The 23,942-nt window shown below is 38.2% G+C and carries 24 protein-coding genes; 20 read left to right on the plus strand and 4 right to left on the minus strand.

The genetic code is table 11. The features are described 5' to 3' along the window. The first annotated feature begins 5 nt into the window (after positions 1–5). Entirely contained in the window at positions 6–1,793 is a 1,788-nt protein-coding gene (nuoF, locus tag CGICJO_RS11375) for an NADH-quinone oxidoreductase subunit NuoF (protein WP_486498985.1), read from the plus strand. A 20-nt stretch (positions 1,794–1,813) separates the two neighbouring features. Beyond that, a complete protein-coding gene (locus tag CGICJO_RS11380) occupies positions 1,814–3,556 on the plus strand; it encodes an NADH-dependent [FeFe] hydrogenase, group A6 (RefSeq protein WP_087379758.1) in 1,743 nt (580 codons plus the stop codon). Between the two features lie 102 nt (positions 3,557–3,658). Here the strand turns inward: CGICJO_RS11380 and CGICJO_RS11385 are convergent, their stop codons facing one another. After that, complete coding sequence (locus CGICJO_RS11385; protein ID WP_486498986.1) at positions 3,659–4,312, minus strand: metallophosphoesterase; 654 nt, start codon at positions 4,310–4,312, stop codon at positions 3,659–3,661. A 74-nt stretch (positions 4,313–4,386) separates the two neighbouring features. Beyond that, a complete protein-coding gene (gene gpr, locus CGICJO_RS11390) occupies positions 4,387–5,271 on the minus strand; it encodes a GPR endopeptidase (protein WP_087379764.1) in 885 nt (294 codons plus the stop codon). A 143-nt stretch (positions 5,272–5,414) separates the two neighbouring features. Between gpr and CGICJO_RS11395 the strand changes: the two genes are divergently transcribed. The 4 genes from CGICJO_RS11395 (at position 5,415) to CGICJO_RS11410 (ending at position 7,487) form a co-directional block, all read left to right on the plus strand. Beyond that, entirely contained in the window at positions 5,415–5,705 is a 291-nt protein-coding gene (locus CGICJO_RS11395; protein WP_087379767.1) for a hypothetical protein, read from the plus strand. 85 nt (positions 5,706–5,790) lie between these two features. Beyond that, the gene (locus CGICJO_RS11400) at positions 5,791–6,339 is read left to right on the plus strand and encodes a hypothetical protein (protein WP_087379770.1); all 549 of its coding nucleotides are present in this window, start codon (positions 5,791–5,793) and stop codon (positions 6,337–6,339) included. A gap of 116 nt (positions 6,340–6,455) precedes the next feature. Next, the gene (locus CGICJO_RS11405) at positions 6,456–6,962 is read left to right on the plus strand and encodes a hypothetical protein (RefSeq protein WP_486498987.1); all 507 of its coding nucleotides are present in this window, start codon (positions 6,456–6,458) and stop codon (positions 6,960–6,962) included. Positions 6,963–6,980: 18 nt separating this feature from the next. Further along, entirely contained in the window at positions 6,981–7,487 is a 507-nt protein-coding gene (locus tag CGICJO_RS11410; protein WP_087379776.1) for a hypothetical protein, read from the plus strand. Positions 7,488–7,628: 141 nt separating this feature from the next. On the opposite strand, the gene CGICJO_RS11415 is transcribed toward CGICJO_RS11410, so the two are convergent. Continuing rightward, positions 7,629–9,194, minus strand: a complete 1,566-nt coding sequence (locus tag CGICJO_RS11415; protein WP_486498988.1) for a D-alanyl-D-alanine carboxypeptidase family protein — start codon at positions 9,192–9,194, stop codon at positions 7,629–7,631. 339 nt (positions 9,195–9,533) lie between these two features. Here CGICJO_RS11415 and guaA point away from each other — a divergent pair, with 339 nt between their 5' ends. After that, positions 9,534–11,069 (plus strand): glutamine-hydrolyzing GMP synthase, encoded by a 1,536-nt coding sequence (guaA, locus tag CGICJO_RS11420; RefSeq protein ID WP_486498989.1) that lies wholly within the window; start codon positions 9,534–9,536, stop codon positions 11,067–11,069. A 147-nt stretch (positions 11,070–11,216) separates the two neighbouring features. Here guaA and CGICJO_RS11425 read toward each other — a convergent pair whose 3' ends face one another. Continuing rightward, the gene (locus CGICJO_RS11425) at positions 11,217–11,747 is read right to left on the minus strand and encodes a helix-turn-helix domain-containing protein (protein WP_486498990.1); all 531 of its coding nucleotides are present in this window, start codon (positions 11,745–11,747) and stop codon (positions 11,217–11,219) included. A 300-nt stretch (positions 11,748–12,047) separates the two neighbouring features. Between CGICJO_RS11425 and CGICJO_RS11430 the strand changes: the two genes are divergently transcribed. The 13 genes from CGICJO_RS11430 (at position 12,048) to CGICJO_RS11490 (ending at position 23,704) form a co-directional block, all read left to right on the plus strand. Continuing rightward, positions 12,048–12,245, plus strand: coding sequence for a helix-turn-helix domain-containing protein (locus CGICJO_RS11430; RefSeq protein WP_486498991.1), 198 nt, complete (start codon positions 12,048–12,050; stop codon positions 12,243–12,245). A 3-nt stretch (positions 12,246–12,248) separates the two neighbouring features. Continuing rightward, entirely contained in the window at positions 12,249–13,328 is a 1,080-nt protein-coding gene (locus tag CGICJO_RS11435; RefSeq protein ID WP_486498992.1) for a site-specific integrase, read from the plus strand. Between the two features lies 1 nt (position 13,329). Continuing rightward, positions 13,330–13,662: a plasmid mobilization protein gene (locus CGICJO_RS11440; protein WP_486498993.1), complete on the plus strand. Its 333-nt coding sequence runs from the start codon at positions 13,330–13,332 to the stop codon at positions 13,660–13,662. Beyond that, positions 13,655–13,810 carry a hypothetical protein gene (locus CGICJO_RS11445; RefSeq protein WP_486498994.1) on the plus strand — a complete coding sequence of 52 codons (156 nt, stop codon included), beginning with the start codon at positions 13,655–13,657 and terminating at the stop codon, positions 13,808–13,810. Before CGICJO_RS11440 ends, CGICJO_RS11445 begins: the two co-directional genes overlap by 8 nt. Next, the gene (locus tag CGICJO_RS11450; RefSeq protein ID WP_486498995.1) at positions 13,797–14,759 is read left to right on the plus strand and encodes an AAA family ATPase; all 963 of its coding nucleotides are present in this window, start codon (positions 13,797–13,799) and stop codon (positions 14,757–14,759) included. The genes CGICJO_RS11445 and CGICJO_RS11450 overlap by 14 nt, the downstream gene beginning before the upstream one ends. A gap of 258 nt (positions 14,760–15,017) precedes the next feature. Continuing rightward, positions 15,018–16,196, plus strand: a complete 1,179-nt coding sequence (locus tag CGICJO_RS11455) for a plasmid recombination protein (protein ID WP_486498996.1) — start codon at positions 15,018–15,020, stop codon at positions 16,194–16,196. 9 nt (positions 16,197–16,205) lie between these two features. Further along, a complete protein-coding gene (locus CGICJO_RS11460) occupies positions 16,206–16,583 on the plus strand; it encodes a TnpV protein (protein WP_486498997.1) in 378 nt (125 codons plus the stop codon). 188 nt (positions 16,584–16,771) lie between these two features. Continuing rightward, positions 16,772–16,981, plus strand: a complete 210-nt coding sequence (locus CGICJO_RS11465) for a helix-turn-helix domain-containing protein (RefSeq protein WP_087380190.1) — start codon at positions 16,772–16,774, stop codon at positions 16,979–16,981. A gap of 49 nt (positions 16,982–17,030) precedes the next feature. Continuing rightward, positions 17,031–18,047: a DNA adenine methylase gene (locus tag CGICJO_RS11470; RefSeq protein WP_486498998.1), complete on the plus strand. Its 1,017-nt coding sequence runs from the start codon at positions 17,031–17,033 to the stop codon at positions 18,045–18,047. Beyond that, positions 18,040–18,948: a DNA adenine methylase gene (locus CGICJO_RS11475; protein ID WP_087380185.1), complete on the plus strand. Its 909-nt coding sequence runs from the start codon at positions 18,040–18,042 to the stop codon at positions 18,946–18,948. Before CGICJO_RS11470 ends, CGICJO_RS11475 begins: the two co-directional genes overlap by 8 nt. A 12-nt stretch (positions 18,949–18,960) precedes the next feature. Next, positions 18,961–20,535: an AlwI family type II restriction endonuclease gene (locus CGICJO_RS11480; protein WP_486498999.1), complete on the plus strand. Its 1,575-nt coding sequence runs from the start codon at positions 18,961–18,963 to the stop codon at positions 20,533–20,535. Positions 20,536–20,638: 103 nt separating this feature from the next. Next, positions 20,639–21,928: a hypothetical protein gene (locus tag CGICJO_RS11485; protein WP_486499000.1), complete on the plus strand. Its 1,290-nt coding sequence runs from the start codon at positions 20,639–20,641 to the stop codon at positions 21,926–21,928. Between the two features lie 3 nt (positions 21,929–21,931). Next, entirely contained in the window at positions 21,932–23,704 is a 1,773-nt protein-coding gene (locus CGICJO_RS11490) for an ATP-binding protein (protein WP_486499001.1), read from the plus strand. The last annotated feature ends 238 nt before the right edge of the window (positions 23,705–23,942 follow it).

A 23,942-nucleotide genomic window follows, 5' to 3' on the forward strand; every position in this document is an offset into this window, starting at 1 on the left:
AACATATGTATCGTTCTAACGTGCTTGTATGCGGCGGTACCGGTTGTACCTCCTCAAACAGCGAACTTATAATTGAAAAGCTCAAGGAAGAGATTGCGGCAAAAGGTCTTGAAAAGGAAGTTAATGTTATCAGAACCGGCTGCTTCGGTCTTTGTGCTTTGGGTCCAATCATGATTGTATATCCGGAAGGCAGCTTCTACAGCATGGTAAAGGTTGAGGATATTCCGGAAATTGTTGAAGAGCATCTTCTCAAAGGCCGTATTGTTAAAAGACTTCTCTATCAGGAGACAGTTGAACAGGATACAATCAAGAGCCTTAACCACACACCTTTCTATGAGAAACAGAAGAGAGTTGCTCTGAGAAACTGCGGCGTTATCAATCCTGAGAAAATCGACGAGTACATAGCTATGGACGGTTATGCAGCTCTCGGTAAGGTTTTGACAGAGATGACACCACAGCAGGTTATCGATGAAATCAAGGCTTCCGGTCTCAGAGGAAGAGGCGGCGGCGGCTTCCCAACCGGTCTTAAATGGAGCTTTGCAGCTGCAAACGAAGCTGACCAGAAATATGTAGGCTGTAACGCCGACGAAGGCGACCCGGGCGCATTTATGGACAGATCTGTTCTCGAGGGCGACCCGCACAGCGTTTTGGAAGCAATGGCTATTGCAGGTTACGCAATCGGCGCTTCCAAGGGTTATATCTATGTAAGAGCTGAATATCCTATCGCTGTTCACAGACTTCAGATAGCTATTGACCAGGCTCACGAGTACGGACTTTTGGGCGACAACATTTTCGGAACTGATTTCTCCTTTGACATCCAGTTAAGACTCGGCGCCGGCGCATTCGTATGCGGTGAGGAAACTGCATTGCTCACATCTATCGAGGGCAAGCGTGGCGAGCCTCGTCCACGTCCTCCATTCCCTGCTGTTAAGGGTCTTTACGGCAAGCCAACAATCCTCAACAATGTTGAGACATACGCTAATATCTGCCAGATTATCTTAAACGGCGCACAGTGGTTCAAGGATATGGGAACCGAAAAGAGCGCAGGTACAAAGGTATTCGCTTTGGGCGGAAAAATCAAGCATACAGGTCTTGTTGAAGTTGAAATGGGAACAACTCTCCGTGAAATCGTTGAGGAAATCGGCGGCGGTGTTCCCGGCGGCAGAAAGTTCAAGGCAGCTCAGACAGGCGGCCCATCCGGCGGATGTATCCCTGCTTCCCACCTTGATGTTCCGATTGACTACGACAACCTTATCGCTATCGGCTCAATGATGGGTTCCGGCGGACTTATCGTTATGGACGACACAACATGTATGGTTGATATTGCAAAATTCTTCCTTGAGTTTACAGTTGACGAGTCCTGCGGTAAATGTACTCCTTGCCGTATCGGTACAAAGAGACTTTTGGAAATGCTCGACAAAATTACAATGGGTCAGGGCACTCCTGAAATGATAGACGAAATGGAAAAGCTCTGCTATTACATTAAAGAGAATTCACTTTGCGGACTTGGTCAGACAGCTCCTAACCCTGTTCTTTCCACACTTCATTTCTTCCGTGACGAATATATGGCTCACGTTGTAGATAAGAAATGTCCTGCTCACGTATGTAAGAAGCTTCTCCAGTACAAGATTATTGAGGATAAGTGCCGTGGATGTACAGCTTGTTCAAGAGTATGTCCTGTTGGCGCAATTCAGGGCAGCGTGAAACAGCCTCACGTTATTGATCCTAACAAGTGTATCAAGTGCGGCGCTTGTATGGAAAAATGTAAGTTTGACGCAATTATAAAGGAATAAGAGAAAGGAGATAATTTAAAATGGAAATGATTAACATTAAAATTAACGGTATGCCTTTCTCTGTTGAGAAGAACACTACAATTTTGGAGGCATGTAAGCAGTTCGGAATTAAAATTCCTACTCTCTGCTTCCTTAAAGATATAAACGAAATCGGCGCATGCCGTATGTGCGTATGCGAGGTAAAGGGAGCCCGTTCTCTTGTTGCCGCTTGTGTTTACCCAATCGACAGAGAGGGAACAGAAATCTTTACTAATACAAAGAAGGTTCAGGAGTCAAGAAAAACAACCCTTGAGCTTATACTTTCCAACCACGACAGAAAGTGCCTTTCCTGCCCACGTTCAGGCTCCTGCGAGCTTCAGGAAATGTGCGCTGACTTCGGTATAGACAACGAAAACCGTTTTGAGGGTGCTCGTCCTCACTACGAGAACGACGAAAGCACACTTTATCTTGTAAGAAACAACAACAAGTGTGTGCTTTGCCGCAGATGCGTTGCCGCTTGTAAAGAGCAGTTTGTAGGCGTTATCGGCGCTAACAACAGAGGTTTTGACACAGAAATCGGCTGTGCATTCGAGCAGAAGCTTGCTGATGTTGCCTGTGTTTCCTGCGGTCAGTGTACTGCTGTATGTCCTACAGGCGCATTGGTTGAAAAGGACGACACAGACAAGGTATTCGACGCTATCAACGATCCGGATAAGATTGTTATTGTACATACAGCTCCTGCTATCAGAGCAACTTTGGGCGAGTGCTTCGGTATGCCAATCGGCTCAAACGTAAAGGGCAAAATGGTAACAGCTCTCAAGCGTCTTGGCTTTGACAAGGTATTTGATACCGACTTCGGTGCAGACCTTACAATTATGGAGGAAGCTAACGAGTTTATCGGACGTGTTAAAAACGGCGGCGTGCTTCCTATGATTACATCCTGCTCACCGGGCTGGATTAAGTTCTGCGAGCATTATTATCCGGACCTCCTCCCCAACCTCTCAAGCTGCAAGTCACCTCAGCAGATGACAGGCGCAATAATCAAGAGCTACTACGCTGAAAAGGAAAACATCGACCCTGACAACATTGTTGTTGTATCTGTTATGCCTTGTACAGCTAAGAAGTTTGAGATTAAGAGAGATGACCAGGGCAGAAACGGTCTTGCTGACATTGATATTTCTATCACCACAAGAGAGCTTGCAAAGATGATTAAATCCGCAGGTATTCAGTTTACAGAGCTTCCTGACAGTGAATTTGACCCAACTTTGGGCGTTACTACAGGTGCTGCTGCAATCTTCGGCGCAACAGGCGGCGTTATGGAAGCTGCTTTGAGAACTGCCGCTGATACTCTCACCGGAGAAGATTTGAAAGAAATCGAATATCCGGATGTTAGAGGTACAAAGGGCATCAAAGAGGCTGAATACGATGTTGCAGGACTTAAGGTTAAGGTTGCAGTTGCTTCCGGTCTTAAAAATGCAGCTGAAATTCTTGATAAGGTTCGTTCCGGCGAGGCAGATTATCAGTTTATCGAAATCATGTGCTGCCCGGGCGGATGTGTAAACGGCGGCGGCCAGCCGATTCAGCCTGCACAGGTTCGCAACTTTACAGACCTTAAAGCTCTCCGTGCAAAGGCTCTCTATGATGAGGATAAGAACCTTCCATTGAGAAAATCCCACGAAAGCCCTGTTGTAAAGAAGCTTTACGAGGAGTATTTGGGAGAACCAGGCAGCCACAAAGCTCACGAGCTTCTCCACACAACTTACGTTGCACGTAAGAAATATTGATAATTATTTATTACTATAAAATTTAAAGGGTGCGGAAATCCGCACCCTTATTTTTATAATAAACTTATCCCCCGGCTTATAAACAGCCGAGGGATATTTTATTTACACATAATATTCCTTCATATCGTCAAGTCTTATACAGGCGAGTCTGCGGTTTTCTATCATTGGGTGGCCGCATCCACAGTCTATTCCTATTACGCCTTTGCCATGGAAAATTCTCAAATGGTCGTTCTTATCCACGTCCATATACATAATGGTTGGAGTGTGTCCGAAAATAATAGTTCCCAAATTCAATTCTGTGTAATCCTCGTCCTTTTCCACTCTCTCCCATATTCTGGTGCGATGGTCGTCAGAGGGACATCCATGTACAAGATAAAATCTTTTTCCCCCCACCGTTATTTCCATATAGTCGGGAAGGTCATTTATATAATCGAGAATTTTTTCTCTCTGTTCCTTTTCAAGGCGGATGAACTGTCTGAATGTATTTTCTCCACCGTTCCACTGCCAAATATGAAGAATTCTTTTTTCATGGATAGGGTCAAGACCAAGACTCATCATCTCTTCATGGTTGCCCTCAAGCAGAGTGATATTGGGCGTTTCCATTATTTTAATCAAAAGCTTTATAGGCTCCTTGCCTCTGTCAACCACATCTCCGATTACATACATTGTATCTTCCTCGGAGAAACTTATTTTCTCCAAAAGCTTGTCAAATCTCTCTAAATCTCCGTGTATGTCAGAAACACAATAAACGCTCACAGCTATCACCCTTTCATTTTTTCTTGAGTTAATTATATATCAGGAAAAAATAGGTGTCAATGAATTAACATAAATTATACAAACTCCATAATTTCCTCAAGAGAAAACTTATCCTGCAAGGCACAGTTTATTCCCATCGCCAAAAGCTTTGCCCCTCTGGAACACAAAAGGTCTATTTCTCCCGGGGTTACCACCATTTTATTTCCTTTTGGTGTTACCTCTCTTGCTATCTGTGAAGCCTGCATCTCTGTTTCAGCATTTAATATATCTATGGCAAGAGTGGCGGCGTCCACAACTGTAGGTATTCCTATTGCCACAACAGGAACTCCCAGTGTTTCATAGTTTATTGCCGCTCGTGAGTTTCCCACCCCCGCCCCCGGCGATATTCCTGTGTCTGTAATCTGAATTGTACATCCCAAACGTGAAAGGCTCTTTGACGCCAAGGCGTCTATAGTAATAACCGCTGTGGGTTTAATTCTCTTTACAATACTTGAAATCATCTCTGCTGTTTCTATTCCCGTTTCCCCTGTTACTCCGGTTTTCACAACAGCTACCGGCCTTAATTTGTCTAAGCCCGTGCTTCTGGCAATCTCTCCCGAAATATGCCGTGTAGCCAAAATCTTTTCCGCCGCCAAAGGCCCGAGAGCGTCAGGGGTTATTCTCTTATTTCCTAAACCCACCACCAAAATAAGTCCGTTTACAGGAAGCAGATTTTTTATTATCTTTCCTATCTCCGGAACTCTTTTATCAGTGTGTTTTATATTATCAGAAAGGGACGGAAGTTCAACCGTCACATATGTTCCTCGGCTTTTGTTTAAAAGTCGTGCCGCTCCCTCCCCTGTTATTTTTGTAAAGGTTATCTTCATATCTCCTTTTGTTTCTTCTCTTTGCTCAACTCCTGAAAGCTCATCGCCTGCAAGCTCCTTTGCTTCTATGGCTAAGTCCGTTCTCATCTGCATTTCAATCACCTTTTCTATACTGATATATTTCTATTATCTTGATTTTTGTTTAAGGTATGCATTTAATTAACCCACAATTTACCTTTATCAGATTAAAAACTTAATATTTAATATTCTATAATTAAAATTAGGCAGGTGATTATATGAAAAACAGATTTTTTTCAATAGGTAAAGTAATGTTGAAAATTACAGGTTTAATGGTTTTCATGGTGCTTCTTTGTCAAAATATATCGGCTCAGGAAGCTGACTTGATTATGTATGAACCAACCGAAACCCAAATTGAAACACATTCCTCATCAACAACGGAGTCTTTGCCATCCTCTCCCCAAACCGGAGAAAACAACTGCACTATTATCCCCGGTATTACCGCAATATGCGCCGCTGCGGCAGGAGTATCGGCTTTTATCATCGGTAAAAAAAGAAAAGCAAATTAACAGATTTTTTACCGTTCTATGATGATGAGTTAAAAAGAAAAGTCTTATAATAATGGTGCAGACGGAAAAAATCGAGGAGAGTATCATGAAAAGAAAAATTATCGCAGCTATGCTTGCTGTTGCCATGATTGGTTCAGTTATGGCTGCACAGGTAAGCGCAGAAAACACAACTTCGGCTCAGTCCGATATCACAATGTACCAGCCCTATGATCCGGTATACACTGTAACAATACCTCAGACTATAGAGATTGATACTAAAGAAATCACAAATGTTCCAGTTACCGCAAGCGACGTACAGCACATTCCTGAGGGAAAGAAAATTTCCGTAACACTCACAAAGGGCAGCGGTACATACGGACGCCTTTATCTTGAAGCTGAAAATCCTGACGGCGGAAAAAATTATTTGATGACATTGATGATCAAAGGTACAGGCGACGAGTTTGAAAGCGGCGCTCTTGAGAAGCAGATAAAAGGCATGGAGCTTGCTTCTTTCACAGAGGACGGTACAGCAAACTTCCAGATGTATCCTTGTGCATTCGACTATCCGGGTTCAACAAACCAGAACCTCTCAATCCAGAAAGGTGTTGAATACAAAGGTTCTATGACATTCGGTGTCGAGCTTAAAGATATCTAATTTAATTCATTATTTAAATCATTCCGTTCTGTATTTATTTAACTATAAAGAAGGCTGAGAAGCTTTGTGCTTTTCAGCCTTCCAAAAAGACTTATTTAAAGGATGATTTTATTCCCATGGAAAACAAACGAATTGATAAATCTAAGATTATCATCGGTGTTTTGATTTTAGCTGTATTCATTATGGCTATGGTTGTTGTTTATCTCACCTGTTTTAACGGAAGTCAACAGCAGGATGTAAGCAACAATAAAGGTCTTTCCTTGGCTGATAATGCCGAAGATTGGGACAAAACACTTGAGAACTTAGGAAACGAAACAACTGGCATAAAAATTCCCGGATATGGTGAAATTACCATTTCTCAAAACGCTGAAAGCGCAAATATCACTCTTGTAAATCCCGAGGGCAATCCCTGTTATTTTGAATATACCCTTAAAGTAGGCGACAGCGTACTTTACAAATCAGATTTAATCGAACCGGGAAAGGCTATAAAAGAAATCTCTTTAGAAAATGTCCCCAATCCCGGCACATATGATTTAATTCTGCAAATAAATACATATTCTTTAGACGAAAATCTCTCCCCTATGAACGGGGCAGAAGTAAAAACAACTTTGGTAGTTACCTGAAACAAGGAGGAAATATAAATGTTTAAAAAAGTTTTAACTACAGTAATGTGCTGTGCAGTTCTTCTCAGCGCCGCTTCAATTTCTTTTTCAGCCGATGAGCAGAGCATAAGCTGCACCCTTACCGCAGAACCAACCTACACAGTTACAATCCCTGCTTCAGTTACAATGGGAAATGAAGGAACAACCGTTGATGTTGTTGCCGAGGATATTGAAAATCTCCCTGAGGGCAAAAAGATTTCCGTAACAATTGCCGGAACAGATGCTTATAATGATCAGATGGTTCTCGAATGTGACACTACCAGCCCACGTACATCTATCAGATATCAGATTATCAATGAAAAAGGTGAAACTATTGAAACTAACGCTTCTACAGGTGCTGTAGGTGTTGGTAAAGAGGTAGTTTCTTTCACTGAGGACGGTACAAAGCAGTATCAGATTCTCCCTGTTATCGCAGGCAGATATGAGTACGGTGTAGAATACAAGGGCAGCATTACTTTCGGAATCGCTGTTACCGACAACGCCTGATTACATAAACAAACTGACTACTGGATAAAATCACACAGGTAACTACTTTTTATATATATGATTTTGTTCTTTTCTCAAAAGTTTTGCATTGACAAAAAACGAAGCTTCGGTAATAACGTACCGAAGCTTCATTTTTATATATCATTCAAGTTCCAAATATTCTTCAAGGGTTATCCCCTTTTCTGTTATTTCCTTAGCCGCTTCTACTCCCACATATCTGTAGTGCCAAGGTTCAAATATAACTCCTGTAATTTCCTGCTTGCCTGTTGGATATCTAAGTATAAATCCGTATTTCCAGCAATTCTTAATAAGCCATTGCTGTTCCTCTGTTTTAAGCTGTCCCTCATCCAAAATTTGATAATCTAAAGCTACAATATCAACCGCCAAACCAAGCTGGTGTTCGCTGGTTCCCGGATATGCCACAGAGGTTTTTGCAAGCTCTACCGCTTTTTCATAACTGTAACCCTGATTTGTATAATATGCCACCTTGTTTGCAAACAGCTCTTCCTGCAGCTCCTGTGTTCTGTAAGCTGAACATATAAGTGGCTCAAGGCCTTCTGCTCTGCAATCGTCAAGCATTTTTTCCAATGCGTCAGCCGCTCTCTTATCAAATGTAAAAATGCTTCTGCCGTCAACCACTCTCATATCAGGCACATATCCGTTCTTTATAGGATATTTGTAATTTACTAAAACCAAATTCCACTCTGTATCATAATCAGGTAAATGAGGGTCTTTCTTAAATTCATCAATCAAACCTGCAACGTATTTTTGAATATTTGTAACATCGCTTATAGTTATTTTATCATCAAAGTTTACATCTGCTGCAGATAGCTCTATTTTTGTATTGATATTACTTATATAATTTTGAACCGCTGTGGCGTCGCTTATGGAAATATCTCCGCTGACATCTGTATCGCCCAATACAGGCTTTAAAAGACTATATGCCTTTGAAACGGCTTCGATAAGCTCTTTAGCTTCCTGTGATGTAAGATTATCATTAAATGACTTTTCTATTCTCTCTATTTCAGTTTTAAACTGAACCATAGAGCTTTCTTCATAGACAAGGTCATATTTTTTCTTGGCATCGGCAATATTCTGTTTTAAAAGGTCTTTAATATTATAAAGGTTCTCCTCTGCTTTCTGTATATCAGAAATAAGGGAATTGGCAATATCTTCGGTTACGCCGCCTTTTTCAACCGCTTCTCTTCCCTTTTTAATGGAATCTGTTAAAACTTTAAAGCTCTCGTCTGTATACCATTCGGAAGAAATCTTTTCAGCTTTTTCAATTACATCCAGCAATAAGTCCTTATAGGATTCCAGATTCAATACCGCTTCCTTTAAGCTTTTTAAAGCGACATCACCTGCTGTGTAAAGCTCCTCCCAATTCTCTAAAACAGTCTTAGTAAAATTGATTTCGTTTTCCAAATTTTCAAAGGATTTTTCCGTGTATTCTTCTTTATTTAACGACAATGCATTTTCGTACTCTTGCATAAGATTTTTCTTAAGCTCTTCATATTGCTGCATATCATCAGTTGTTTCAGGCTCTGTGGTAGGCTCTGTAGTTATAGTTTCCTCTGTAGCAGGAATATCTGTATAATCAGTGTTTTCGGTAGGCTCTATTCTATTGGAAGCAAAAGCCGAAATTCCTATTGATGAAGTAAGCAACGATAATACCGTCAGAACTGAAATAACTTTTTTAAGCTTCATATTTTTTCACTCCTTTTAAATCATACTAGTTTAGTAGATTATACCATAATAAAAAATTAAGGTAAATAAAAACAAAAAATTATTTTATATTTTTTCTTACCGGTTTTCCCCATAACTCTTTCAATCAATTTTTTCTTGACTAAAAGGTGATTTTTTTGAAAAAAAATTATATTTTTATAATATTGGCACTTGAAATATCGGTTAATACATGGCAAAATAAATATATGGTCTTATAACTTTCAAAAACCTCGTGTTTTTGATTGTTTTTTAATTTTTAAAGACACTTTTGCTTCTGTTAACACTCTGCAAATCAGTGTTATTACAACAGGGAGGTTTTTTATGAAAAATGAAACAGTTATTATTCTCGACTTTGGCGGTCAGTACAACCAGCTTATCGCAAGAAGAGTAAGAGAATGCAATGTTTATTGTGAAGTACATCCGTACAACAAAATAACCATTGAGGAAATAAAAAACAAAGCGCCGAAAGGTATCATCTTTACCGGCGGTCCAAACAGCGTTTATGAAGAAAACGCTCCTAAGGTTAGCCGTGAAATTTTTGAGCTGGGAATTCCGGTACTTGGAATTTGTTACGGTCATCAGCTTATGGCTCATGTGCTGGGCGGTGTAGTTACAACTCCTGACACTAAGGAATACGGAAAGACATCCACCTACTATGATACAGATTGTCTTCTTTTCAAGGGACTTCCTTCAGAAGGTATTTCCTGGATGAGTCACACAGACTATGTAAAGGAACTTCCGGAAGGCTTCAGAGTAACAGCTCATACTGACGCTTGCCCTACTGCCGCTATGGAATGTAAGGAAAGAAAACTTTACGGTATGCAGTATCACCCTGAAGTAAACCACAGCGAAAACGGAACCAAGATGCTTAGAAACTTTCTCTATGAGGTTTGTGAGTGTTCCGGCGACTGGACAATGGAAAGCTATGCTAAAACAGCCATTGAAAATGTAAAAAATACAGTAGGCGACGGCAAAGTCCTTTTGGCCCTCTCCGGCGGTGTTGATTCCTCTGTACTTGCTATTCTTTTGGCAAAAGCTGTTGGAAACAACCTCACATGTATTTTCGTTGACCATGGAATGATGAGAAAAAATGAAGGCGACGAAGTTGAAGCCGCTTTCTCAAATATGGATATAAACTTTGTAAGAGTTAACGCCAAAGACCAGTTCTTAGGTAAACTTAAAGGCGTAACTGACCCTGAAACAAAGAGAAAAATTATCGGCGAAGAGTTTATCAAAACCTTTGAAGCTGAAGCAAAGAAAATCGGTAAGGTTGATTTTCTCGCACAGGGTACAATTTATCCGGACGTTATCGAATCCGGAGCAGGCGACGCCGCAACAATTAAGAGTCACCATAACGTAGGCGGTCTCCCCGACCATGTTGACTTTAAGGAAATCATCGAGCCACTTAGACTTCTCTTTAAAGACGAAGTAAGACAGCTCGGACTGGAACTTGGACTTGCAGATTATCTTGTATGGCGCCAGCCGTTCCCAGGCCCTGGACTTTCTGTAAGAATTATAGGAGAAATTACAGAAGAAAAAATTGCTATTCTTCAGGACGCAGATAAAATCTTCCGTGATGAAATCGCAAATGCAGGACTCGACCGCAGTATCAACCAGTACTTTGCAGTTCTCACCTCAATGAGAAGCGTCGGCGTAATGGGCGATGAAAGAACCTATGATTATACATTGGCACTTAGAGGAGTTACAACCACAGACTTCATGACAGCCGATTTTGCCCGTATCCCATACGACGTTTTAGAAACAATCTCAGTAAGAATCGTAAACGAAGTAAAAGGAATTAACCGAGTAGTCTACGATATAACAACTAAGCCACCTGCAACTATTGAGTGGGAATAGTAGTCAAAACGCCACAAACCCGCATAAATACTAGGTTTTTGAAAGGCGAAATGTCCTCGTGACAACATTTTGACAACATCTGAAAATTATTCATAAATAAAGAGCTAACAGATTTCTGTGTCTGTTAGCTCTTTTTGTTTTGCCCAATTACATATTATTAAGTTTATCTTTGAACGCTTCTACCATTGCATCGCTGAGTTCCTGTGACGGTACTTTCGCCCAAGTCTGTGTTGTATCGAGTTTGGGATATGTATAACGCCATTCGTCATACTGCTCTTTGGTGATTTCGCCGTTTCTGTATTTTTCGGCTTGTTCTGCCCAAGCGGCGAGCATTTGGAATACAGACTTGCTTGCTGTCGGCTTGTTTTCATCAAAGCATAAATGTATTTCACCGTTTACACTCTCCGCTCTCATACCGTAAAGGTCTTCGAGCGTAAACAATGTGTGCATAAGTCCGAGGTCGCTGTCAATATCGGGAACAGTAAGAGCCTGAGATGATATACCAAACACTTCTGCAAGATTGTTTGTTAAATCAGCTTTCGGCGTTCTTGAACCGCTTTCATACTGCGCCATACGAATATCCGCTGTTTTTTCAGGAAAACCCACCTGAATACCAAGATACTTTTGAGTCATACCCCTTAAATTTCTAAAGAAACGGATTCTTTCACCGATTGCCATTGTACTTCCTCCTAACGGTCTGTTGATAATATATATTATACAGATACGCTTAGTGTATGTCAAGAATACAAAAACAAAAAAGTTTAATATTTTCTCAAAAACCACTTGACTTTACGGAATTTGCTTAGTATAATAATGATACAAACTTAAACTAATAGCGTTAAGTGTGTATAAAATTGAATAACCGTCGTACACCACGGTAATGGCGTACCCGCCCGGGCAAATCGGAAGGCGGTCAGAAAGTATTCCGACACGAAATAAAGAATTATTATATCAAAAACTGCTGAAAGGGGTGATTTTATGACAGAAAATACTTTTATGAGCGTGGAGGAGGTTGCCAACGAATTAGGTATTTCCAAATCTTACGCTTACAAAATTGTACAGAGATTAAATAATGAGCTGAAAGAAAAAGGTTTCATCACAATTTCAGGTCGACTAAACAAACAGTATTTTATGGAAAGAGTTTGCTACGGAGCAAAACAGAAAGAGAGGGATTAAGTAATGTCTGTTTATAAAGATGAAAAAACAAATACTTGGAAGGTGTATTACCGATACACCGATTGGCAGGGCAAAGTCCACCAAACTACAAAACGAGGTTTTCAGACAAAAAGAGAGGCTCTTGCGTGGGAAAGAGAACAGCTGAATAAAGTGGAAACCGATTTGGATATGTCATTTGAGAGCTTTATTGATATTTATACGGCTGATATGAAGAACCGTATCAAAGAAAACACTTGGCATACCAAAGAGCATATTATGCGAACTAAAATTCTTCCCTATTTCGGTCAGCGAAAAATCAGCGACATTCAGCCTAAAGATATCATTGCTTGGCAAAATGAGATGATTAAAGCAATCGATAAGCAAGGAAAACCGTATTCACCTGTATATCTTAAAACACTTCATAATCAGCTATCCGCTATTTTTAACCACGCAGTCAGGTTTTACGGATTGAAATGCAACCCGGCTCAAAAGGTTGGAAATATGGGTAAAGCCAAAGGAAGAGAAATGCTATTTTGGACGCAGGATGAGTATGCTAAATTCTCATTTGCCGTTATGGACAAGCCAATATCGTTTTACGCATTTGAAATGCTTTACTGGTGCGGACTGCGTGAAGGTGAATTACTTGCTTTGACACCGGCGGATTTGGATTTTGAAAAGGGTACGGTCAGGGTAAATAAATCATATCAGCGCATTGGCAAGCGGGATGTAATTACTGATCCGAAAACACCAAAGAGCAATCGAACAATCAAAATGCCGCAGTTTCTTGCAGAAGAAATGCAGGAATATCTGAATCAGCTTTACGGAATAGGAAAAAACGATAGGATTTTTGAAATCACAAAAAGCTATCTGCACCACGAGATGGACAGAGGATCGCAAGAAGCAGGCGTTAAGCGTATTCGCATACACGATTTGAGACACAGTCATATATCGCTCTTAATTGATATGGGATATTCAGCAGTTGCAATCGCCGACAGAGTAGGTCACGAAAGTATAGATATAACCTATAACTATGCTCACCTTTTCCCGTCGACACAGGACGATATGGCGGACAAACTTAATAATTTCAGAAAGGAAGCGATGTAATATGTCAGCAAAAAATGTAGACAAGAAAAATAGGTTCAGAAGTATTACGGTGGGGTTCAGAGTTTCACCCGAAGAAAACGAGGCGCTGAATAAAGCTGTTGCTCTTTCAGGACTGCCGAAACAGGAATACTGCTACCGCAAATGTATGAACCATGATGTAGTTGTGCAGGGCAACCCGAGAGTTCACAAAGCACTGAAAAATGAAATGGCAGAAATTCTGTCGGAGTTAAAACGAATTAACAAAGCCGATGAAGTGTCGGACGAACTGCTTGACATCGTCGAGCTTGTGTCGGTAACACTGATCGGCTTGAAAGGAGAAAATGCAAATGAATGATAAAAAAGAAATGACCGCCCGAACATCATCTGTTGGCGCAGATGAAAGGCAGTCATCATCTAAATGTAACACTTACAGTATACACAATAATGTCAGAAATATCAATGTTTTTCTTTTGAAAGGCGGTGGTATGAATGGCAGAACTTAAAATTATCAGTATGGATGAAGTACAGAGCAAGGAAGTAAACTGGCTCTGGTATCCGTATATCCCATACGGAAAAATCACAATCATTCAAGGCGATCCCGGTGAGGGTAAAACAACTTTGGCGTTAAGACTGGCAGCACTTCTCTCAAAAGGAGAGGCGCTGCCCTATGACGATACCGAGCGTGAGCCTGTCAAGATTATTTATCAAACAGCTGAGGACGGACTGGAAGATACCATCAAACCGAGATTAGAGGCGGCTGAGGCAGACTGTACGCAAATCAAAGTCATAGATGAATCGGAAGCTGCACTCAGTATGCTGGATGAACGCATTGAAAAAGCAATCATAGAAGTCGGTGCAAGTGTGGTAATCCTTGATCCAATTCAGGCGTATGTTGGCACCAATATCAATATGAACAACGCAAATGAAGTTCGTAATGTGATGGCACAGCTCGGACGAATCGCAGAAAAATATGACTGTGCTATTTTGCTTGTCGGTCATATGAATAAAGGAAGCGGGAACAAATCTTCTTATCGTGGACTTGGTTCGATTGACTTTCAGGCTTCGGCAAGAAGCGTTTTGATTGTCGGGAGAATCAAAGACAATCCGCAGGTGCGAGTGATGGTGCAGGACAAGTCCTCCCTTGCACCCGAAGGTGAAGCGATTGCCTTTGAGCTGGACAAGGAAAACGGATTCAGCTGGCTCGGTCATTACGATATTTCAGTTGATGATTTGCTAAGCGGTATTCCGAAGGAAAAGAAATCAGAGCAGGCTGAAAACTTAATACTCGAATATCTTTCAAAGGGCAAATACCCGCAGAAAGAATTGGTGAAGAAAGCACAGGCAATAGGTATTTCAAAGCGTGTGCTGGACGAAGCAAAGAAGGCACTGAATGTCCAATCTGTTAAAGAGGGCAGTCAGTGGTACTGGCAGCTTCCCGAAAAGACAGAGTGAAGCTATTCAAGGTTGCAACATTGCAAAGGCAGGCACATCTGCAACCTTGCAATCTTCCTTTTTCGAGAAGTAATAAAGTTTGGTGGAGAGTGCAGAGAGCACCTTTTCAAAGGTGTTCTTTGCCCCTCGGAGAGCGCAAAACCTGCTTGCAGGTCGCATTTTTGATAGGCTTGCCTGTCAAAAGTGCTTTTGCGTTACTCTTGACAAGAGTAACAGAACCGAGGAAGAACTATCTTTAAGAGATTGGAGGTGTAACTTATGAAAAGAACAATAAGCGCAATGGTCGGGAAAGGCTCTGTAAATCACAACAGCCGTAAATTCAAAGCTGAAAATGTAGATCCGAGCCGAACCCATCTTAATATAGATTACTGCAATGAGAACATCAAGAAAGTGTATCATCAATTGTTCGGTGAAGCACTTAAGAGATACAATGACAAGCAGACAAGAGCGGATAGAAAAATAAAGAATTACTATGAAAAAATCTGCAATTCCAAGCAGGAAAAGCCGTTTCACGAAATCATTTTGCAGATAGGCAACAAAGAAGATATGAGCGCAGAAAGTGAAAACGGACTGCTCGCTAAACAGGTATTGGACGAGTATTATAAAGGGTTTCAGGAGAGAAATCCGCAGTTAAAAGTGTTCTCAGTTCATCTTCATATGGACGAAGCCACACCGCATTTACACATTGATTTTGTCCCGTTTATTACCGGCAGTAAGCGAGGACTTGATACAAGAGTTTCGCTCAAACAAGCATTAGCCGCACAAGGTTTCAAGGGTGGTACTCGTGAAAATACAGAGTGGAATCAATGGATACAATCCGAAAAAGAACAGCTTTCAGCTGTGATGGAGCGTCACGGAATTGAATGGGAACACAAAGGAACTCACGAGAAACACCTCTCTGTTCTTGACTACAAAAAGCAGGAACGAGAGAAAGAAGTGGCTCAGTTAGGCGATGAAATCAGCAAGCAAGAAGATAAATTGGAGCTTGTAAAATCTCGGATAAACAATATGCTTGACTGCGAAAAGTCTCTTGATAATGTAGTAAAAAACTTTGATGAAGATCCGCAGTATCAACTCCCTGATCCTCCTGCTTTAATGAGCGCAAAGACATACAAAACGAAAATTGCACAGCCTGTAATCAACACATTGAGAGAACTGGTACAGGGTGTAATTATCAAATATTTTGAAATGAAGAACACTTTGGAACAATGGCGGCAGGCGAATCACAGTCTGTATCACGATAACAACAGACTGTCGGAAAAGGCAAAGAACTTGGAAAATATCAACGCTAAACAAAAGGCGGAGTTGCAAGATTATAAGCTGCTCCGCATGGTTTTCGGCAGTAAACAAATTGATGATATGCTGAAACAGGCAAAGGAAATCACACAGTCTAAACAGCGTGGCTCACGCTTTAGAAATTATAAAGATGAAAGGTAGGACTACACGATGGAAAAGAAAATTTATGACGAAAAGAACGGATTATGGTACGAGCTGCAGGGAGATTATTATCTCCCCTGCCTCTCACTGCCCGAAGAAGAACAGAAGCCAGTAGGCATTTGGGGACAAAGGCATTTGAGGTATATTAAGGAGCATAAAAGAGCTTTTTACACCAGCCTGCTGACTTCCTGCAAGCTGAACAGTTACCTTGCCGATGTTGATGAGCAGGCAGAGAAAATGTTTTCCCGGCTGGTAAAACAACTTGCTGAACAAGAAAATGTAACGGAAAAGCTCAAAGCTGAAAATCAAATGCTGTGGGTGCAGAAGATGAATAATATCCATAATCGTGCAACTGAAGTTGTAATTTCAGATTTAATCTACGCTTAAAAATCACGCCGAGTGTAACTTTTAAAGTAAGTTATACTCGGTATTTTTTTGGTTTTGCTTTCGAGTAAATAAGTGACGTTATCTGTATTAAATTCCATTTTCGTGTAATTAGTTATTGCATTGCTTAAAAAAATATGATATACTAAATTAGCTTAAAATCCTATTTAATTATGTTTATGAGGTGCAGTATGGCTGTTAGTTATAATAAACTATGGAAACTTCTGATAGATAAAAATATGAAAAAGAAAGAACTCGGAGAAGCAGCTGGTATAAGCAATTCTCTTATTGCAAAACTTGGTAAAAATGAAAATGTTACTGTTGACGTATTGGTAAGAATTTGCACTGCCCTTGACTGCCGAATAGAAGATATTATGGAATTAACTTCTGATGACAACTGATTTATATAAATTGTTGTTAAAAGCAGAAAACTAGAAAGGAAACAATGGTATGCCATATCAGATTTGGAACAGAAGATATACTGGAAGCAAATATAAATTATCGGAATGGATTTCAGATTTAATAGCTAAAAATTGTGAAGGAAATTCATTTTGTGATTTATTTGCAGGTACTGCAATAATAAGTAAACAAATGATAGATAATGTAGACGAAATTTATATAAATGATTTTCTATATTCAAACGAAGTAATATATAAAGCGTTTTTTGAACAATCTAATTTTGATTACAAAAAACTAAATGATTTAAAAAAAGAATTTTCAAAAATACAGCCAACAGAAATTCCCGAAAACTATGTATCAATAAATTTTGGAAACAAATTTTTTTCTTATAATGATGCACTCTGTATAGGTTTTATTAGAGAGCAAATAGAAAATAATAATGACTTAAATGAAAAAGAAAAAAATATATTGCTTGCTTCACTGCTGTATTCTTTAGATAGGGCAGCTAATACTGTTGGCCATTACGATGCATACATTAAAGGAAAGATGATTAGCGATGCATTTGTTTTTGATTTAATAACACCATATAATTTTGAAAATAAAAAAGTACACATTTCTAGATTGGACGCTAATGAATTAGCAAAAAAAATTAGTTGTGATATTGTTTATATTGATCCACCTTACAATTCAAGACAGTACAGTAGATTTTATCATATTCTTGAAAATATCACTAAATGGGAAAAACCCGAGTTGTTTGGAACCGCACGTAAACCCAAAGCTGAGAATATGAGCGAATATTGCAGAAATTCTGCAACAAAAACTTTTGAAGAATTGATAAATTCTTTGAACTGTAAATATATTGTTGTCTCGTATAATAATACATATAATTCGAAAAGTAGCTCGTCAAAAAATAAAATTACGCTCGATGATATCCGAAGTATTTTAGAAAGTAGAGGGAGTGTTTCAATATTTGAAAAAGATCATCAGTATTTTAATGCTGGCAAAACGGAATTACCAAACCACAAAGAATTAGTTTTTATAACGAAAGTAGGTGGACAAAATGACTGATGCAAGTGTTTGCAGACGTTCTCCTTTCTTTTATGTTGGAGATAAATTTAAATTAGTTCCACAATTAAAAGATAATTTTCCGAAAGATATTGATAGATTTATCGAACCTTTTTGCGGTGGCGGAAGTGTATTTCTTAACACTAATGCAAAAAAATACTTATTAAATGATATTGATACTTATATGATTAAGTTGCACGAATTCTTAATTTCATTTAGTAATAATCAAGATGCGTTTTGGGATGAACTAAAGTTTGATATTGATAAGTATAAGCTTTCGGCAACTTTTCTTGGCAAAGATGTTCCAAAAGAATATCGTAAGGAATTTGTAAAAACATATTTTGCAAAATACAACAAAGAAGCATATTACAAAATGAGAAGTGATTTCAATGACAATAAAGATGATATGATGCTTTTGTATATGCTGCTTATATATGGATTCAACCGAATGCTTAGATTTAATTCAAAAGGAGATTTTAATTTGCCTGTTGGCAATGTTGATTTTAACAAAAATGTTGTAAACGCACTTAATTCATATTTTGATTATGTGAGTGACAAAAATATTGAATTATTTAATATGGACTTTCAAGACTTCATTGAAAAGGTTCAGCCAACACCGAATGATATGGTGTATTTGGACCCACCATATTTAATCACTTTTAGCGAATACAATAAGCTTTGGAATGAAGATAGTGAAATGCGTTTGATAGATTATCTTGATGAACTTAACTCAAGAAAAATTCGCTTTGCTGTTTCTAACGTGTTATGGCATAGAAAAAGATATAATGGAACTTTCAATGAATGGGCACAAAAATATAATATTGTTAGAATCAAAAGTAACTACATTAGTTTTAATGACAATACCGAAAAGGATACTTATGAAGTCCTTGTGAAAAACTACTAAGGAGATTTGTTTATGCCAAGAGAGCGTGCTGCAGAATACAAACCATTATCTTTTTCTACTACTATGCGAAATCCTGCTCGTATTGCCGATTTCCTCAAATGTATTTCGCCTTATGAAGGGCAAAGACTTACTAATGAGATTATATTTGCTGTTGCTAAATTATTAATTAAACGCAAATTGTATAGACCAGTGTATATTTCAAAAAATCCAAGATTAAAAATGATTTTAAACGAAGAGCGTGACTTTAGTGATAATGAGGTTGACGAAATTATGCAAAATAGTCCTCAAAATCACAAAGAAGCTGGATTTGATAAAGGATGGCCCTCGAGATTTGACACTTGGTACAAGCTTTCAATGGAGTTTGGTTTTGTGTATTATAAAATGGGTGAACCGATAGAAATATCTATTGCTGGGCATATGTTGCTTGATGCTCATAATGAAAATCCAATCAATGATGAAAAAATTAAAAATGTTTTTCTGAATTCTTTGATGAAGTATCAAACCAATAATCCATTTAGAAAAAATGCAAACGACAACTCTCCGCTTGTTTTACTTCTCCAGGTTATAAAGCTTTTAAAAGACGATCCCGAAGAGAACGATGCAGGTATTTTTCGTAGTGAACTTTCATTGATTATATGTTGGCCTAATCGTGATGCAATAGCTTTATATAGGAAAATAAAAGAATTACGCAGACGATATAGATTTACTTATGGTGACGAGGTTGTTTATGAGATATGTTTAGGCCTTCTTGGTGCTACCGATAATCAACGCAACAGATTCAAACTTAACCAAATTACAGGTGAAGCTGTAGATGAATTTATCAGGAAAATGCGTATTACAGGTATAGTATCTTTAAGAGGTAATGGTCGATTTATAGACTTTAACTCGTTTGAAATGTCTAAAATTGAATATGTATTGGCTAATTATGTTGATTATAGTAACTTTACCTCTAAAAAAGATTTCTTTGAGTATATTGGAGCTATTGATACTAATGTAGTGTCATTAACACAAGTTGTTGATGATACTATAGTTTCAGATGCAAGAATTTCTACCTTAAATCAGTGGGCAATAGAGTATACAAAAGAAGATATTGCTAACGAGCTTAATATTCTTTCGAGAAACGGTGAAAGCAAAAATGCTATTCTTAGAATTATAGATAAGCCTACAAGATTAGAGTTTTTAACAAGCGTTGCGCTTAAACAGCATTTTATAAATTTAGACGTTAGGCCAAATTACCACGTAGATGATGAAGGACTACCAACTTTTACCGCTTCTGGCGGGGTTGCAGATATCGAATGTTATGATACCGATTGCAATTCCCTTGTGGAGGTTACACTTATGTGTGCACGCAATCAAGCTACAAACGAAATGCCAGCAATAACAAGACATTTACAGGAAGCAATTGAAAAACAGCCTAATATTACTTTGTTTTCAATATTGGTTGCGCCATCTATACACGCTGATACGAAATATATGGCAGGTTATTCCAAATATCAATATGGTATTGACATATTAACCCTTACAATAACAGAGTTTATTGAAGCAATCAATTCAAAAGAGCGCATAGCAGAAATGCTTCGAGCATAACTCAGTGTTTAAAATGAATAATTCATATTAAAAATGTTATTATTTAAATCTTTATCAAATAGTTGACAAAAATATGAGTGGGTGAAAAAGAGAGGGTGATAATATGAGACAAGCCAATAGCACTATAAAAGGTTATTTGTATCAGTTTAATAAATCGATTCTTGAAATTTTAAGAGCTGATGATGAAGCTTCTATAACACTTGAAGGAGTTATTGAAGATATTGATATACAATTGCCAAATGCAACTTCTACAATTCAGTGTAAATACCACGAGGATGCTAAATTTACTATGTCCAGTGTAGCTGCTCCTATTTTGGAAATGGTATGTCACTATAATGAGTGTGTTGCATTAGGAAAAAGTACGGAATATATTTTGTTTGCACACTATGCAGAAAATGTTGATCAAATTGATACAGTTGCTTTTGAAAAACATATTTCTACAACTACCAGCAAGGAACTACAACTCTCGTATTTTCACAAAATTTACACCATCCCCGATGCTTCAATACTTAATCTTGCTAATAGGCCTAAGAAAAGCAAAGAAGATAAGGCGAAAATTTTAGATTACTATAAATCGAATAGAACTTCTTTGAGGTTTTGCTTAGATTTAAGCAAGTTTTGGAATTGCTTTAAATATGTACAAGCAGAAGAATTTGAAGGCTTAAAAGAAAAGGTTATTCAAAATTTATGCGAGCTAACTGACCGCAGAACTGCCGAAGATTTGTATTACCCTAATGCATTTTCAATAGTTGCGAATCTTTCTTCTAAATCAGAAATTGGCGATCGAACCGTTAATAAGCAAAGCTTTATTGAAGAACTGAAATCAAAAGAGTCTGTTTTAATAACAAAATGGATGTTAGCTGGACTAGATAAAAAGAAAATTTTGCAAGCAAAAAAAAGGCATTTGTCGTCTTCTTTTTCATTGAACACAGCAATCCGTGCGTTTGTTTTTTCTGAACGCTTTCACACGGCAAACGAGGACCAAATAATTCCTTTCATTCAGGAATATATTGCTAAATACTATAAAAAGAAAACATTACAGCGTCCTCCAATATTTATTTTTGAAAATGGTTCCGATATAATTCAAAAAGTAATATTGGGATTACATAAGTACCAAAAGACAGTTAATAGCGGATTAGTTGGAAATGTATTTATGCCTGACAGTTTTGTAAACAACACGGATTGTTCTTCGGAATTTGTATGCAAAATAGCCTCTTTGGAAAATATAACTACTACCATTTTCGAATCCTGTAATGTAAATCAATTGTATATTATCGGGGATATCTCAGCTGAATTAAGTAGTTCAAATTATTACACAGAGCGAATTGAAATTGAAGAATTAAATGTATTAAGGTATTTGGTTAATTTAGAAAGAAACTTGGAGGTGTCATAAGTAATGATTGAAATAGGAAAAGTTATAAATAGTACTCCTGGCACAATACAGGTGTTGCTAAATAGTATAGAGGTCTTTGATCAAAACAAATCAAAGATTAAAGTTTCAAAATATTTATCAATTGAGGACGGTAACGATTTATACATACTCGTGTCAATTCAAAATGTGTGCGCTGTCCAATCTAAAGACGCAGATACAATTAACTATACGGTTTCTTGCACACCAATAGGATGCTATTCAGAAACCGAAGATGGAATTTCTTTTAGGCAAGGCGGTGTCAATCTTCCTTCGCCTACAGAACCAGTGTATTTGCCAGATGACGAAGTCATTAATGCGATTTTTAGTAGCAATGATAACTTTTCATTCAAAATAGGAAGTCTTTCTAATAATGATGCAGTAAACTATTTTGTGGACGGAAACAAGTTTTTTGGAAAGCATATAGCTGTTGTAGGATCTACGGGTTCTGGTAAGTCTTGCGCCGTTGCTCGTCTCTTGCAAAATATAATGAAGATCAATGATGGTCACAATGAAAATGCCGATTCATTAAAAAATTCTCACGTTATTATTTTTGATATTCACTCCGAATATCAATCGGCTTTTAAGCTTGCAGCTGAAGAAAACTTTAGTGTAAATTGTCTTGATGTTGAAAAGCTTTGTTTGCCGTATTGGTTGATGAATTCTCAAGAGTTAGAAGCTCTATTTATAGAGAGCAATGAAATGAATTCTCACAATCAAATATCGCAATTCAAGAAAGCTGTAATTCTCAGTAAAGAAAAGCACAATCCCACTATGGAGCATATCAACTATGATACGCCAGTGTATTTTGATATATCGGAAGTGTACCGTTATATAAAGAACAAAAACAACGAGGTTATAAATAAAAATGAAACATTGCCACATCTTCCTAAACGTAGTGATGGAACGATAATAAATGATGCTGATAATGCATACTTGAACGAAATTGTAACCTTTGCAGCGACAAGCACCGCCAAAGATTCAAAGGCATCAAATGGTCCTTATAACGGAGAATTTGAGAGATTTGTAACTCGTTTAGAAACAAAACTGTCTGACAAGCGACTCAAATTTATAACTGCACCTAAAAAAGAAAGTGGCGAAGAATTTAAAACAGAAGATTTTGATGTTATTCTTCAACAATTCTTGGGATACATAGATAAAAGTAATGTTACCATTATCGACTTGAGTGCTATACCTTTTGAAGTCCTCAGTATTGTTATTAGTTTGCTCTCGAGAGTTATTTTTGACTTTGCTTTCCACTATTCAAAACTTCGTCACACATTGGGTTTAGTTAATGATATTCCTTTTATGCTTGTATGCGAAGAAGCTCATAACTATATACCTAAAAATGGTGGTGCAGAATATAATGCATCTAAGCATTCTATTGAGAGAATTGCTAAAGAAGGTAGAAAATATGGCTTGAATTTAATGGTTGTAAGTCAAAGACCTTCTGAAGTATCAGAAACTATTTTCTCGCAATGCAATAACTTTATCGTTTTGAAATTAACTAATGTGAACGACCAAAACTGTATTAAGAATTTGCTACCTGATAATAATTCTTCGTTGGTTGATACTCTTCCTACTTTAGCGGCTGGTGAATGCTTGGTAGTCGGAGATGCTGTTCCTCTCCCTGCTGTTGTAAAAATGAGTATGCCAAATCCTGCACCAAGTTCTAGCAATGTTAATGTCTATGATGAGTGGAATAAAGATTGGATCAATATTGCATTCAAAGAAGTTATAAAGCGTTGGAGAAAAGAATAAATTAATATTTAGTTTTTGCATAATTGTGACAACAAAATGACAACAGAAATTTGGAGAGTCCATATTTTATGGATATTTCAGATAACTAAAATAACTCGTGCTAAATCACCAATACAAAATTGTTTAAGTGGTGGTTTTCAGGAGCGAGTGGGAATAAATTGAAAAAGTCTGAAAACCCAGTAATAATGCGGGTTTGCAGGATTTCAAAACCCTCGTTGATAAGATTTTGATAAGATTG

Source organism: Candidatus Limousia pullorum (assembly GCF_057405065.1).